This window comes from Serratia quinivorans (genome assembly GCF_052113645.1).
In the GTDB taxonomy this organism is placed as follows: Bacteria; Pseudomonadota; Gammaproteobacteria; order Enterobacterales; family Enterobacteriaceae; genus Serratia; species Serratia quinivorans_B.
On record NZ_JBIEIU010000005.1, the window covers coordinates 152,505 to 167,177 of the forward strand.

Annotated in this window: 14 protein-coding genes; 13 read left to right on the forward strand and 1 reads right to left on the reverse strand. The window is 59.7% G+C overall.

The window, feature by feature from the left end; translation table 11 throughout:
* The first annotated feature begins 272 nt into the window (after positions 1–272).
* The 4 genes from ACGS9J_RS11815 to aroQ are packed head-to-tail and all read left to right on the forward strand — an operon-like array spanning position 273 to position 4,207.
* Positions 273–1,652, forward strand: a complete 1,380-nt coding sequence (locus ACGS9J_RS11815; protein ID WP_442231100.1) for an MFS transporter — start codon at positions 273–275, stop codon at positions 1,650–1,652.
* A 24-nt stretch (positions 1,653–1,676) separates the two neighbouring features.
* Positions 1,677–2,939 carry a gallate dioxygenase gene (locus ACGS9J_RS11820; protein ID WP_442231101.1) on the forward strand — a complete coding sequence of 421 codons (1,263 nt, stop codon included), beginning with the start codon at positions 1,677–1,679 and terminating at the stop codon, positions 2,937–2,939.
* On the forward strand, positions 2,936–3,766 hold the full coding sequence (locus tag ACGS9J_RS11825; RefSeq protein WP_442231102.1) for an amidohydrolase family protein: 831 nt from the start codon (positions 2,936–2,938) through the stop codon (positions 3,764–3,766). Before ACGS9J_RS11820 ends, ACGS9J_RS11825 begins: the two co-directional genes overlap by 4 nt.
* Positions 3,767–3,778: 12 nt before the next feature.
* Positions 3,779–4,207 (forward strand): type II 3-dehydroquinate dehydratase, encoded by a 429-nt coding sequence (gene aroQ, locus ACGS9J_RS11830; RefSeq protein WP_442231243.1) that lies wholly within the window; start codon positions 3,779–3,781, stop codon positions 4,205–4,207.
* Between the two features lie 3 nt (positions 4,208–4,210).
* On the opposite strand, the gene ACGS9J_RS11835 is transcribed toward aroQ, so the two are convergent.
* Complete coding sequence (locus ACGS9J_RS11835) at positions 4,211–5,437, reverse strand: LysR substrate-binding domain-containing protein (protein WP_442231103.1); 1,227 nt, start codon at positions 5,435–5,437, stop codon at positions 4,211–4,213.
* A gap of 128 nt (positions 5,438–5,565) precedes the next feature.
* Between ACGS9J_RS11835 and galB the strand changes: the two genes are divergently transcribed.
* The 9 genes from galB to ACGS9J_RS11880 all read left to right on the forward strand — a co-directional run bounded on the left by galB (position 5,566) and on the right by ACGS9J_RS11880 (position 14,518).
* Positions 5,566–6,306, forward strand: a complete 741-nt coding sequence (gene galB, locus ACGS9J_RS11840; protein ID WP_442231244.1) for a 4-oxalmesaconate hydratase — start codon at positions 5,566–5,568, stop codon at positions 6,304–6,306.
* Positions 6,303–7,016: a 4-carboxy-4-hydroxy-2-oxoadipate aldolase/oxaloacetate decarboxylase gene (locus tag ACGS9J_RS11845; protein ID WP_442231104.1), complete on the forward strand. Its 714-nt coding sequence runs from the start codon at positions 6,303–6,305 to the stop codon at positions 7,014–7,016. Before galB ends, ACGS9J_RS11845 begins: the two co-directional genes overlap by 4 nt.
* Position 7,017: 1 nt before the next feature.
* Positions 7,018–8,109 carry a 4-oxalomesaconate tautomerase gene (locus tag ACGS9J_RS11850; RefSeq protein WP_442231105.1) on the forward strand — a complete coding sequence of 364 codons (1,092 nt, stop codon included), beginning with the start codon at positions 7,018–7,020 and terminating at the stop codon, positions 8,107–8,109.
* Positions 8,110–8,122: 13 nt separating this feature from the next.
* Positions 8,123–9,010, forward strand: coding sequence for a DUF1932 domain-containing protein (locus ACGS9J_RS11855; RefSeq protein ID WP_442231106.1), 888 nt, complete (start codon positions 8,123–8,125; stop codon positions 9,008–9,010).
* Between the two features lie 141 nt (positions 9,011–9,151).
* The gene (locus tag ACGS9J_RS11860) at positions 9,152–9,607 is read left to right on the forward strand and encodes a GlcG/HbpS family heme-binding protein (protein ID WP_442231245.1); all 456 of its coding nucleotides are present in this window, start codon (positions 9,152–9,154) and stop codon (positions 9,605–9,607) included.
* Positions 9,608–9,641: 34 nt separating this feature from the next.
* Positions 9,642–10,163 (forward strand): sugar dehydrogenase complex small subunit, encoded by a 522-nt coding sequence (locus ACGS9J_RS11865; RefSeq protein ID WP_442231107.1) that lies wholly within the window; start codon positions 9,642–9,644, stop codon positions 10,161–10,163.
* A complete protein-coding gene (locus ACGS9J_RS11870) occupies positions 10,156–11,772 on the forward strand; it encodes a GMC family oxidoreductase (RefSeq protein WP_442231108.1) in 1,617 nt (538 codons plus the stop codon). Before ACGS9J_RS11865 ends, ACGS9J_RS11870 begins: the two co-directional genes overlap by 8 nt.
* Positions 11,769–13,067, forward strand: coding sequence for a c-type cytochrome (locus tag ACGS9J_RS11875; protein ID WP_442231109.1), 1,299 nt, complete (start codon positions 11,769–11,771; stop codon positions 13,065–13,067). The genes ACGS9J_RS11870 and ACGS9J_RS11875 overlap by 4 nt, the downstream gene beginning before the upstream one ends.
* Before the next feature lie 140 nt (positions 13,068–13,207).
* On the forward strand, positions 13,208–14,518 hold the full coding sequence (locus ACGS9J_RS11880; protein ID WP_442231110.1) for an MFS transporter: 1,311 nt from the start codon (positions 13,208–13,210) through the stop codon (positions 14,516–14,518).
* The last annotated feature ends 155 nt before the right edge of the window (positions 14,519–14,673 follow it).

Consider the following 14,673-nt stretch of genomic DNA (forward strand, 5'->3'; position numbering starts at 1 on the left):
GAACACATCACCGCCAGAGGCCTGTCTTACTTCCTCTCTAAATAAACAAAACTCATACCTCGTTAATCATTTTCCGGCAGACATCCGCCCGTGCAGTCCCTAAGTTGGTAACTGAGCGGTCAGCCAGAAATCATACAATTAGCTGTTTTTTATAAGATAAATGATATAAATATTCTGTTAACGCCCCCTGGCGCTCATTCAATACGTTTCCGGCCTGCAGCGAAAGTTTTAATCAGATCACATATTAATAAAAAAAACAGAGAGCGTACCCGATGAGCAACCGCAACATTGTCGACGTCAAAGCGTGGATTGATTCCCGCCCCATATCCGGCTACCAGTGGCTGGTGTTAGCACTGTGCTTCGTGATCATCATGTTTGATGGCTATGACGCCGCCGTGATGGGCTTTATTGCCCCGGCGCTGATCGAAGACTGGGGGATATCACGCGCCGAAATGGGCCCCATTCTCGGTGCGGCGATGTTTGGCGTCGCATTGGGCGCGCTGATCGCCGGCCCCTATTCCGACCGCTTTGGGCGTAAGAAAGTGCTGCTGTTGTCCATCTTGTGTTTTGCGCTGTTCAGCCTGCTGAGCACCTTTGCCCGAACGCCGCTGGAAATGGCACTGCTGCGTTTCCTTACGGGGCTGGGTCTGGGCGCAGTGATGCCCAACTGCGTCACGCTGGTATCGGAATATATGCCGGAACGCCGACGCGGCTTAATGATCACCCTGATGTACAGCGGTTTTAATATCGGCTCCGGCGCGGGCGGTTTTATCGCCGCCGGCATGTTGCCGCACTACGGCTGGAAGGCGGTGCTGTTCTTCGGCGGCATCATACCGCTGGCGCTGTTGCCGCTGCTGGTGTGGATCCTGCCGGAATCGACGCTGTATATGGTGGTGCGTAATCACCACAAGGACAAGATCGCCAAAATCCTGCGTCGCGCCGGGGGCGTGTTCAACGCCGGCACCACCTTCATCCTGAAAACCCCGGTGATCCCCAAAAAAGCCCGCGTGCTGCAACTGTTCAGCAACGGCTACGCCAAAGGCACTCTGGTGCTGTGGCTGACTTATTTTATGGGGTTATTCGTGATTTACCTGCTCAACGGTTGGCTGCCGACCATCGTGCGCGGCGCCGGTTTCTCGCTGGAGCGCGCCGCCATTATTGCAGGACTGTTTCAACTGGGCGGTACCCTGGGCGGCCTGCTGGTCGGCTACCTGATGGACCGTTTCACCGCCAAACGGGTGATCGGTCTGTTTTATCTGATGGGCATGTTCTGCCTGCTTTCCCAGGGTATCTGGGGCTTCGGTCCGACGCTGTTGGCGGTATTGGTGTTTGTCAGCGGCATGTGCATTAACGGCGCTCAAACCGGTCTGCAGGCGTTCTCACCGGCATTTTACCCGACCGAGATGCGGGCCACCGGCGTCAGCTGGATGCATGGCATCGGCCGCAGCGGCGCTATTATCAGTTCGTCGATGGGCGGCGTCCTGCTGGGTATTTTCCCCGGCGCCACCAGCATTTTCATCATTCTGGCGATCCCGGCGTTATTGGCGGCGATCACTATCATTAACCATCAGAAGGCACATCCGGTTGAAATGGTTAAAGGCATCGACATCACCGATCTGCCTGCGTTGTCACGCACCATGAATAACCGGTAATTCTTTTTAATACAGAGGTAAACGATGGCTAAGATTATTGGCGGGCTGGCGGTGTCACACACCCCAACCATCGGTTTTGCAGTAGATCATAACAAGCAGCATGAAAGCGCCTGGGCGCCGATTTTTGATGGTTTCGCACCGATGCAGCAATGGCTGGAAGAGAAAAAACCGGACGTGCTGTTGTATGTCTTCAACGATCACGTGACTTCGTTTTTCTTCGATCACTATTCGGCATTCGTGCTCGGCATTGACGACAGCTACGCAGTGGCTGATGAAGGGGGCGGCCCGCGCGATTTACCACCGGTACAGGGGCACGCGGCCCTGTCGCAGCACATTGGTGCCAGCCTGATGGCCGACGAGTTTGATATGTCCTTCTTCCAGGATAAACCGCTCGACCACGGGTTGTTCTCACCACTCTCCGCCCTGCTGCCGTGGCAGAACGGCTGGCCGATGCAGGTGGTGCCGCTGCAGGTCGGCGTGCTGCAATTCCCGATCCCTTCAGCCCGCCGCTGCTACAAACTCGGCCAGGCGCTGCGCCGGGCGATCGAAAGCTTCCCGGAGGACTTGCGCGTCGCGGTGGTAGCCACCGGTGGCGTCTCGCATCAGGTACATGGCGAACGTTGCGGTTTCAATAATCCGCAGTGGGATGAGCAGTTTGTCGACATGCTGGTCAACGACCCGGAGCGCCTGACCGAAATCACGCTGGCAGAGTACGCCACCCTGGGTGGGCTGGAAGGCGCAGAGGTGATCATGTGGCTGATTATGCGCGGCGCCCTGTCGGCCAACGTCGAAAAACTGCACCAGGCGTATTACCTGCCGTCAATGACCGGCATCGCCACGCTGATCCTGGAAAATCAGGCACGCGAAGCGCCGGTGGACGTGCACCAACGCCAGCGCGATAAAATCAATCTGCAACTGGCCGGGGTCGAACAGCTCCCTGGCACCTATCCCTTTACCCATGCGCGCAGCCTGAAGGCGATCCGCATCAACCGTTTCCTGCACCGGCTGATCCAGCCGGCCTGGCGCGAGCGTTTCAATAACGCCCAGCAGGCGCTGTTCGACGAAGCGCAACTCACTCACGAAGAACAACAACTGCTGCGCGAACTGGACTGGCGGGGACTGATCCATTACGGCGTCAGTTTCTTCCTGCTGGAAAAACTCGGGGCCGTGGTCGGCGTGTCCAATCTGCATATCTATGCGGCGATGCGCGGCCAGACGCTGGAAGAGTTTCAGCAAACCCGTAATCAGCAGGTGTTGTATTCCGTAGCGGGGAAAGCGGCCCAATGAGCATTTTTGACCAACCTAAAATTGACTGTCACCACCATATTTTCGATCCACAGCAGTTCCCTTATGCGGCGGACAGTGGCTACAACCCCGAGGGTCACGAGTTGGCGACCCTGGAACATTACCGTGCGGTGATGCAGGCCTACGGTATTCGCCATTCGTTGATTGTCGGCCCGACGTCGGCCTACAACACCGATAACCGTTGCCTGCTGGCGGCACTGGCCTGCGGCGAAGGCCGCCACAAAGGCATCGCCGTGGTACCCCGCGATGTGGACAGCCGGCGACTGGCCGAGTTACAGGCGCAAGGGGTGGTCGGTATCGCCCTCAACGTGGCGATGCTCGGCGTCGACCCTTTCTTGCAGTTGGATCGGCTGATGGGACAGCTGGCAGAGCTGGGAATGTTCGCGCAGATCCAGGTGCAAGACGATCAGTTGTCGGCGCTGATGCCGCTGTTGGGGCGCACCCGCACCCGGCTGTTGTTCGACCATTCAGGCCGGCCGGACGTCGGGGCCGGCTTGCAACAGCCGGCGTTTCAAGCCCTATTGTCGTTGGCGCAGCGTGAGCATACCTACGTCAAGCTCTCCGGTCTGGCGAAATTTTCGCGTCAGCACTATCCCTTCAACGACGCTCAACCTTACGCGTTGGCCTTGTTGGCGGCCTACAGCGGCGAGAAATGCATGTGGGGATCCGACTGGCCGTTCCTGCGCGCCACCGAACGTATGGACATGGGCACGCTGTTGATGCTGGCCGAACAGATGTTTCCCGACGCGCAAACGCGCCGACAGATTTTATGGCAGACGCCGCAGCGGCTGTTTGGTTTTAGCGAATGATCGGAGTGAATGATGAAAACCCTTTACGTGCTTAATGGCCCTAACCTCAACCTGTTGGGCACCCGTGAGCCCGAAACTTACGGTCACGACACCTTGGCGACCATTGAACAGCTGTGCCGCAGCACCGCCGCCGAGCTGGGGTTTCAGCTGGAGTTTCGCCAGACCAATCATGAAGGCGAGATGATTGACTGGATCCAGCAAACGCGCGGCCAGGCGCACGCCCTGGTGATCAACCCTGCCGCCTGGACGCATACCTCGGTAGCGATACGTGACGCCGTCACGGCGGTGGCCTTGCCGCTGTTCGAGGTGCATATCACCAACGTGCACAAGCGCGAGCCGTTCCGCCATCACTCCTATCTGTCCGACGTGGCTAATGGGGTCATTTGCGGCTTTGGCATTCAGGGATACCGCTACGCACTGATGCAGGCGGCGCAGTTATAATCGCTAAAGATTGACCGCACAGACCTCGTGCAAGCAGGCGATCAACGCCTGCGCCGCCGGGGAATGCAGACTGCCAGTACGGCAGGTCAAGCCGATGGCCCGCCCGGTATTGGGCAGCGCCATCGGCAACTGAACCAGTTCTCCGGAGGCCAGTTCATATTCCAACTGGTGGGCGGACACCGCCGCCAGCATATCCGAATTCAACAGCAGCCCCCTCACCAAGGCCAAATCGCCGGTTTCCACTACCGGATTGGGCGCCGGGATGTTCATCGCCAGGAAGCAATCATCCAACAACTGCCGCGCCGGCGTGGCTGAACGCGGCAACACCCAACGTGCCTCTCGCAGTTGTTCGGGCAATAGCCCCGGCGTTGCCCATGGGTGACCGCGCCGCGCCAGCAGCACCATCTCCTCGGTAAACAAGGTTTCACTGTAGACGTCGGCGGCATAATCGCTGGCACGCAGGGCGCCAAAAATAAAATCGATATCCCCGGAACGCAGCTCGCTGGCCAGGGTGGCAAAAGCGCTTTCGTTGGTCACCACGCTGACGCCCGGGTAGCGCGAGGTCAGTTGGACGATGGCCTGCGGCAACAGCCGGGTACGCCCCAGCGGCAGCGCGCCGACCCGCACCCGCCCCTCCAGCACCCCGCTACGCGCAGCGATATCGGCGGGAATATGTTGCAGCTCATTCAGTGCACGGCGAACGTTAGGCTCGATTTCACGTCCCGCCAGCGATGGCACCATGCCGTGGGGCGTTCGCTCCAGCAAGGGCACGCCGGCACCGTTTTCCAGCACTTTGAGCGCGGCGCTGATTGCCGGCTGGCTCAGTCCAAGCAAGGTGGCGACGGTTTGCATATGTCGGGTTTCACACAGGCAGACGAAGATCTGCAGCCGCCGTACGTTGAACAGATAGAGCGGCTCGGTATCGCCGCGCGCCGGTGCGCCCTTGCCTTGCAAGCGTTTGAGCAATGCCGGTATCTGATGCAGTTCATCAATCGCCCGCCGGGCGCGGGGCAGCACGCATTTGCCGAAGTCGGTCAACAGCATGCCGCTGGCATGACGTTCAAACAGCGGCACCGCCAATCGCTGCTCCAGATCGCGGATTGAACGGGTGATCGCCGACTGGGTTCGGAATAATTCATCGGCGGCGCGTGAAACGCTGCCCTGGGTAACCACCTGACTGAATGCTCTGATTTGCATCAAATTTGTCAGCGCGTGTTCATCATATTCCATCGCGTCCTCTCCCTTTCATATTGCAGGCAATATAAATAAAACGCATACCTGCTGCAATCAAATGAATTATCCGCCGCCGACCAGAGCTGACAGCATGAAGTCATTACACCGACCTAAGGAATCCGATGATGACTGATCTCACCCCGAACAAAACCGCCCTGGTAGTCAGCGCCCATTCCGCCGATTTTGTCTGGCGCGCCGGCGGCGCCATCGCCCTGCACACCCAGTTGGGCTATCAGGTACACGTCGTGTGCCTGTCATTTGGCGAACGTGGCGAATCGGCCAAGCTGTGGCGCAAAGGGCAGATGACCGAAACCAAGGTGAAGGCCTCTCGCCGCGAAGAAGCCCACGCCGCCGCCGAAATCCTTGGCGCCAGCATCGAGTTCTTTGATATGGGTGACTATCCGTTGCGCGCCGGCAAAGAGGCCCTGTTTCGCCTGGCTGACGTGTTCCGCAAGGTTCAGCCGCACTTTGTCCTGACCCATTCCCTGAAAGATCCGTACAACTACGACCACCCGCTTGCCAGCCACCTGACCCAGGAAGCCCGCATCATCGCTCAGGCGGAAGGTTACCGCCCAGGCGAGACCATCGTCGGCGCACCGCCGGTCTACCTGTTCGAACCGCACCAGCCGGAACAGTGCGATTGGAAACCGGATGTCCTGCTGGATATCACCGAGGTGTGGGACAAAAAATATCAGGCGATCCAGTGCATGGCCGGTCAGGAACACCTGTGGGAATACTATACCCGCGTCGCCCAGCAGCGTGGCGTTCAGGCCAAACGTAACGTCGGCATCACCAGCAGTAAAAACATCGTTTACGGCGAAGGTTACCAAAGCATCTTCCCGCGCGTCGCAGGAGAATTGGCATGAGCCTCATCGGCAAAAAAGGCGTGGTAGTTCGCAATATTCCCCGGGCAAACGCCAATACCCTTGATGCCCTGGCGGAATACGGCGTGGCCACGGTGCACGAAGCGCAGGGCCGAAAAGGCCTGCTGGACCCGGCAATCCGGCCAATTCAACAAGATCTCGGCATTGCCGGCAGCGCGGTAACGGTACTGGTCGCGCCCGGTGATAACTGGATGTTTCACGTGGCGGTCGAGCAGTGCCGCCCCGGCGATATTCTGGTCGTCGCCCCCACGTCTCCCTGCTGCGACGGCTATTTCGGCGACCTGCTGGCCACCTCATTGAAAGCGCGCGGCGTACGCGGCCTGATTGCCGATCTTGGCGTGCGCGACACCCGCACGCTACGTGAAATGGGCTTCCCGGTCTGGTCACGGGCGGTTTATGCCCAAGGCACGGTGAAAGAAACGCTCGGTTCGGTCAACGTACCGCTGGTCTGCGCCGGACAACTGATTTACCCCGGCGACGCGATGATCGCCGATGACGATGGCGTTGTGGTAGTGCGGCAAGCCGAAGCGGAACAGGTGCTGGCGGCCAGCCGTCAACGTGCCGAGCTGGAAGAGAGCAAACGTCTGCGCATGGCCGGCGGCGAGTTGGGGCTGGATATCTATCAGATGCGTCCACGGCTGGCGGAAAAAGGCCTGAAATATTACGACTCGCTGGATCTGCTGGAGGATTGACATGCGCCAACGCCGAATCCCTTGTTTGCTGATGCGCGGCGGCACTTCCAAAGGCGCTTTCTTTCTTGCCGAGGATCTGCCCGCCGATAATGACCAACGTGATCGGGTGCTGTTGGCGGTGATGGGCTCTCCAGACCTGCGTCAGATTGATGGTCTGGGCGGTGCCGATCCGCTGACCAGCAAGGTGGCGATCGTCAGCCGCTCGCAGCGTGACGACGCCGATGTCGACTATCTGTTTGCTCAGGTCAGCGTTGACCAGCCACAGGTGGACTACGGCCAGAACTGCGGCAATATCCTTGCGGCGGTCGGTCCGTTCGCCATCGAGCGCGGGTTGGTTAACCCTGGCCCGACGACCACCGAAGTGCGGATCTTTATGCAGAACACCGGCCAGATTGCTCTGGCGCGCATTGCTACCCCCGACGGGGCCGTGCAATACGACGGCGAACTGGCGATTGACGGTGTGCCCGGCAGCGCAGCGGAAATCGCGCTGACCTTCAGCGATATTGCCGGTTCCAGCTGCGGTTCGCTGCTGCCGACCGGTAACCCGCAGGACAGCTTTGACGGCGTGGCGGTGACCTGTATCGACAACGGCATGCCCGTGGTGGTGTTACGCGCGGCGGATCTCGGCTGCACTGGCTATGAAACCCGCGAGCAACTGGACGCCGATGGCGAGCTGAAAGCCCGCCTGGAAAGTATCCGGCTGCAGGCCGGCCCCAAAATGAACCTCGGGGACGTCCGCCAACGCACGGTACCCAAAATGACCCTGATTGCCCAGGCGCGCGACGGCGGCACCCTCAGCAGCCGGACCTTCATCCCCCACCGCTGCCATGCCTCAATCGGGGTACTGGGCGCGGTCAGCGTCGCCACGGCCTGCCTGATCCCCGGCAGCGTCACCCAAGGGCTGGCCCAGGTTGGCGGCGGCGCGGAACTGCGTCTGAGCATTGAACACCCGAGCGGCGAGTTCAGTGTGCTGCTGCAGCGCGATCCTGCCCACAGCGGTGCAGAGTCACTGCTCGGGGCCGGCTTGCTGCGTACTGCTCGGCTGATTTTCAGCGGCGAAGTCTGCATTCCCGGCGCCGTATGGCCCCAATAATCAAGGAGATCCCATGAGCTTACCTCTCCCCTCGGTAGCGTTAATCGGTTTTGGCGAAGTGGGCGGCATTCTGGCGCAGGAGTTGCTGGCGCAAAACATTGCCGTCTGCGCCTTTGACCAACAAACCTCGCCGGCGCTGACCCAGAAAGCCGCTGCCTGCGGCGCCTACCTGGCCCCGACGCTGGCCCAGGCGTTGGAAGGCGCAACGCTGGTGTTTTCCGCCGTTACCGCCGCCAACACGCTGGCGGTGGCACAACAGTGCGCGTCGTTGCTGCGCCCGGGCCAAACCTTTCTCGATCTCAACTCTGCGGCGCCCAATACCAAACGTGCCGCCGCCGAGGCGGTCAACGCCAGCGGGGCGCTCTACGTCGAGGTGGCGGTGATGGCACCGGTACCGCCCAAGCGCTTGAGAACCCCACTGCTGCTGGGTGGAAGCGCTGCAGAGGTGACCCGCGATCGGCTCACTGCGTTGGGGTTCAATTGTCAGGTTTACAGCACCAACATCGGTGAAGCCTCGGCAATCAAAATGTGCCGCAGCGTCATGATCAAAGGGTTGGAAGCCCTGACCACCGAGTGCCTGCTCGCCGCGCAGCGTTACGGCGTCGAGCAACCGGTCCTCGAATCTCTGCACGCCAGTTTCCCCTCGTTGGGCTGGGACCAGCAATTCCCCCACTACCTGATCAGCCGGGTGGCCGAGCACGGCAAGCGCCGGGCCGAAGAGATGCGCGAAGTGGTGCAGACACTGCGGGATGTGGGTGTCGAACCGCACCAAAGCCTGGCCATCGTCGCCACTCAACAGGGACTGGTGGATGCCATGAGCGCGCAGGCAGTGACCTATTCGGAACTGCTGCCTTTCGTTTGGCAAACCGCGCTGGGCAAAATTTATCCGACCAACGATTAACATCAAAAAAACTAAAATATTTCACACACCGATGATTGTTAACATTCCTATAACGGCGTATTTTGTACCAAACGATTCATAGCAAGCTAATTATGTCCTTTTTCGGGGCTATGACGCCCCTTTGCACTGGAAAACAATGTGATGAAATCTCTCTCTTACTCCTTCTGCGCCATGGCGCTGCTGGCTTCGGTCGGCACCGCGTCAGCCTCGCAACTCAATAACAGCCAGGCTAATCAGGTGGTCGCCAGCGTACAGTCAACGCTGAAAGCGCAAAACAGCGTCGGTTGTGTGGCGGTGGTCGACAGCAGCGGAACTCTGCTGGCCTTCCAGCGTTTCGACGGAGCACCGCTCGGCTGCGTCGATGCCTCTATCGGCAAAGCGCGCGCCTCAGCACTGTATCGCGCGCCAACATTGAAATTTATGCAGCGCCTGCAAAACGGCGAAACCACCGTGCTAAGCATTCCGCACGTGGTCGCCCTCGGCGGCGGTTATCCGTTAGCACTCAACGGCGAAGTGGTCGGTGCGGTCGGCGTCAGCACGCCAAAACAGGAGATCGACAATCAGGCGTCACAAACCGCAGCCGGAGCGCTGAAATAACCCCGGCCCGACCTTCCCGTTCGAGGAACTCAATATGATTTCAATGACACGCCGCCGGCTGGTGCTGGGTTCGGCGAGCCTGCTGGTGGTTGGCGCTGTGGGTCAGAACCTGTTGGGCCGTGCCGCTTTTGCTCAAACGCCACCTGCCGCCATGCCGGACAATTTCCTGGCCATTTCGCGCCTGTTAACGGGCATTCCGCTGCCCGATCCGCACCTGGCACAGCGTTTGTACACCGCGCTGCAGCCCCTGTTTCCCCAGTTCGAACAGCAGATTACACAGCTGGCCGACCTGATGGCGCAGCATGCCGACCTGAGCGGCGAAGCCTTCCATAGCCTGATTGGACGCCAGCCGGAGCAACTTGCGGCGCTGTACCAGATGCTAATGAGCGGCTGGTATCTCGGCGTGGTCGGTGATCCGCTCAAGCCAACCTGTGTCGCCTTTGAAAATATCGTCAGCTACCGGTTGGTGCGCGACTCGTTGCTGCCGCCGAGCTACTGCCCTGGCGAACCCAACTTCTGGACTCACCCCCCGCGTAAGGAGACTGCGCATGTCTGATTCATTAACTGCCGACGTTGTGGTGATTGGCGCAGGCATTGCCGGCTCGCTGGCGGCATTGAAAATTGTGCAGGCCGGCGCTTCGGTACTGATGCTGGAGTCCGGCCCGGAAATCAAACGCGACGAAGCGGTAGAGCTGTTTCGCAACTCGCCGTTTAAAGGCGACTTCACCGAGCCCTACCCGCCCGAACCCTGGGCACCGCAGCCGAAATTTGTGCCGACGGATAATAATTATTTGATCCAGAAAGGCCCCGATCCGTACCGCGCTCAGTATCTGCGCGGCGTGGGTGGCACGACCTGGCACTGGGCAGGACAGGCCTTCCGCCTGCTGCCGAACGACATGCGATTGAAAACCCTGTACGGGGTGGGCCGCGACTGGCCGATCGGTTATGAGCAGTTGGAACCTTATTATTGCGAAGCGGAATACCAGATGGGGGTTTCTGGCGACAGCGAGCTGGACTCGCCGCGTTCTCGCCCTTACCCGCTGCCCGGCATCCCTCTGCCTTATGGCTTTGAACGCCTGAAACAACGTATCGCCGGGCTGGGCTACCAGGTAGGTATCGGCCCGCAGGCGCGCAATAGCGTACCTTATGACGGCCGCCCGGCCTGTTGCGGCAATAATAACTGTATGCCGGTTTGTCCTATCGATGCGCAATACCACGGCGGTATTTCGGCGCGTAAGGCCTTGGCCGCCGGAGTCCGCATTGTCGCCAATGCGGTAGTGCATCGCATTGAGGCGAATGACCAGGGGCAGATCGTGGCGGTGCATTATCTCGATCGCAATAAAATCAGCCATCGCGTTACCGGCAAGCGCTTCGTCCTGACCGCCAACGGGATTGAAAGCCCGAAAATTCTGCTGCTGTCCACCAGCGAACGTTACCCGAACGGCATCGCCAACGGCTCCGGCATGGTGGGCCGCAACCTGATGGACCACCCCGGCAGTTCGGTGGAGTTCTACGCCGATGAGCCGGTCTGGTTCGGCCGAGGCCCGATGCGGCCCGGCAGCATCAACAACCTGCGCGATGGCGCGTTCCGGGCCGAACGCTCAGCGCTGCGCGTTGACGTATCCAATACCTCGCCGGTGCGTTACCTCACCGAACGCTTGATCCGCCAGGGTTACTACGGCAAAGCGCTGAACGACAAGCTGGCCTTCCAGTCCGAACGCTATATCCAGCTGAAATGCCTGTTGGAAATGCTGCCGGAGCCGGAAAACCGTGTCCAGTTGAGTAAAACAGAGAAGGATGCCTGGGGTATTCCCAAACTGGAGGTGTACTACAAATTCCCGGAATACGTTCACCGCGGTTATGACCAGTCAATGCTGGATTTCCAGCGTATCGTCAAGCAAATGGGCGGCAGCGAAGCGGTCTACAGCCAGCGCGGCGTGTATGACAACAACCAGCATATTACCGGCACCATGATCATGGGCCGCGACGGGCGCGACTCGGTAGTGGACGGCGAGTGCCGCAGCCACGATCACCCTAACCTGTTTATTGCCGGCACCGGCGTAATGCCCTCCGCGTCGACCGTTAACTCAACCCTGACCGGTGTGGCACTGGCGCTGCATATGGCCGACCGGGTGCTGGAAAGCCTGAAAGGAGGTATGGCGTGAAAAAAACCTTACTGGCGTGGTTACCGCTTCTGGTCAGCAGCTCTCTCTGGGCGCAACAAAGTGGCGCTGAACTGATCCAACGCGGCGAATATCTGGCGCGGGCCGCCGACTGCACCGCCTGTCACACCGCACCGGGCGGGCCGGCCTTTGGCGGAGGTTATCCGGTCAATACGCCGTTCGGCGTGATTTACGGTACCAATATTTCCGCCGATAAAAAGTTCGGTATCGGCAACTGGAGTGACGATGAATTTGTCGCTGCCGTACGTGACGGCATCGGCAAAGACGGGGATCAACTGTATCCGGCAATGCCCTATGATGCCTTCACCAAAATGACCCGCGACGACGTGTTGGCGATCAAGGCCTACCTGATGTCGCAACCGGCGGTACATCAATCCACGCCGAAAACCGATCTTTCCTTCCCGTTCAACCAGCGTTGGGGGATGCGTTTCTGGAAATGGTTCAACTTCGATCGCGGTGAGCTAAAGCCGGACCCGGCACAAAGCGCGCAGTGGAATCAGGGCCGTTATCTGGTAGAAGCGCTGGCACATTGTGGCACCTGCCATACCCCGCGTAACCTGACCATGGGCATGGACACCGGCAAGGCGTTCGCCGGCGGCGATCTCGGTGCCTGGACCGCCTATAACATCACGCCGGACAAAAACGCCGGTATCGGTAACTGGTCACAACAGGATTTGGTCGACTACCTGAAAACCGGCAATGTCCCCGGCCGCGCTTCGGCCTCCGGCCCGATGGCAGAAGCGGTTGAACACAGTTTGCAGTACCTGCCGGATGCGGATCTGCAGGCCATCGCGGTTTATCTTCGCAGCATGCCGGCCATCGCCGACGCGCAACAAAGCAAACCGCGTGACAGCTGGGGCAAGGCGTCGCAGGATTATCTCGACCAACGCGGTACCGGCATCTCCCCGCAGGACGGGGCGGCCTTGTTTAACGGCAACTGTGCCGCCTGCCACGGTGCGGATGGCGGCGGTACGGGTAAAGGTTTCCATGCCTATCCGTCGCTGTTTAACCACGGCAGTACCGGGGCAGCCGAGGGTAAAAATCTGGTGTCGGTGATCCTCAACGGGGTACACCGCGACATGCAACAGGGGGAAATCCTGATGCCGTCGTTCGCCAGTGAGCTGAGCGACTCACAGATTGCACAACTGAGTCACTACATCAGTCAGCAATTTGGCAACCCTGCCGCCGCCGACATCAGCGCCGAACAGGTGCAGAAAATGCGCGCCGACGCCGGACTCCCTCAGCCGCCGACGGTTTTGCAGGCCGACAACCCTTAACCGGCAGGCATTATCCCACCAGGGCAATGCCGCCGTTGCCCTGGTGAATCCCCTCTCACACTTCCCGCTGAAAATAATTGATTGTTTTGTCATAAGAATTTAGAACTGAACGACAATAATTCAAACACACGGGGATGGGGATGGGCACACAAACAACGGTTATCGACGCACGCCAGTCGCGTCAGGCATTGCTGGCCGGATCGGTCGGCAACTTTATCGAATGGTATGAATTCGGCGTTTACGGCTTCCTCGCGACCGTGATCGCCGCCAATTTTTTCACCCTGCAGGGTGAAAGTGAAATCACCAGCCTGATCCTCACCTATGCCGCCTTTGCGCTGGCCTTTTTCTGTCGCCCGATAGGCGCGGTGATTTTCGGCCGCATCGGCGATCGTATTGGTCGCCGACCGACGTTGATCGCGGTATTGCTGCTGATGACGGTGGCTACCGCCCTGATCGGCGTGATGCCGACCTATGCCTCGATCGGCGTTGCCGCCCCGCTGTTGCTGACCCTGCTGCGCATGTTTCAGGGGTTGTTTGCCGGCGGGGAGTTCGGCGGTGCGGTCTCGCTGATGACCGAGTTCGCGCCGAAGGGCAAACGCGGCCTGTTCGGGGCCTGGCAATCGCTGACCGTGGCCTTCGGGCTGCTGGCGGGGGCCGGACTGGTGGCCTTGTTAGCCGCGCTATTAACCCCCGAACAGTTGCATGACTGGGGCTGGCGCATTCCCTTCTTGCTGGCGCTGCCAATGGGGGCGGTAGCGCTGTGGCTGCGGCTGAAACTGCAGGAAACCCCGACCTTCACCCAGGCCCAACAAAATCGCGGCGCTACCGCCCAGGCCCCCACCGTGAAGCTGAGCGGCGTGGTGAAAACCATTGCGATCGGCATTGGCCGCATGATGGGCTGGTCCGCTGCCGGTTACACCTTTTTGGTGGTGATGCCGTCCTACCTGCAAACCTCGCTGCACGCCACCTTCCAACAGGCGCTGGTGGCCACGGTGCTGGCCAATATTGGCTTCGCCCTGACCATTTTGCCCGCCGGTATCCTCAGCGATAAGCTGGGACGCAAAACGGTGATGCTGACGGCGGTGGTGGCAGTGATCCTGTTTACCTTCCCGCTGCTGCACCTGCTGCAAGACCCGCAAAGTTCGCTGCTGGCCAAAGGCATCGCGGTAATGATCGCCGGGGCGGTCGTCGGTTTGCTGGCCGGCCCCGGCCCGGCAATGCTGGCAGAGATGTTCCCCACCCAGGTGCGCTATACCGGGCTGGGGTTGGCCTATTCGCTCTCCAACGCGGTGTTTTCCGGTTCGGCGGGGTTGATCATCACCGGCCTGATCAAACAGACCGGCAACCTCGACATCCCGGCCTACTACGTGGTCGCCACCTCGGTGGTCAGCCTGTTCGCGCTGATGACCCTGCGGCGCGACGACCATCTGCGCTCGCTCAACGAGCGTTAACTCCCCAGGGGCGTGCAGCGCCCCGCTATTCTCTCGCCGGGTGATTTAGATCACACCAGTAAAATGTTAACGTTAACTTTTGTGATTAACATCGCAATCCCTCGCATTGATGGCTTTATTTGCTTTAAAGTTAACGTTAACAATAGGGCCAATTT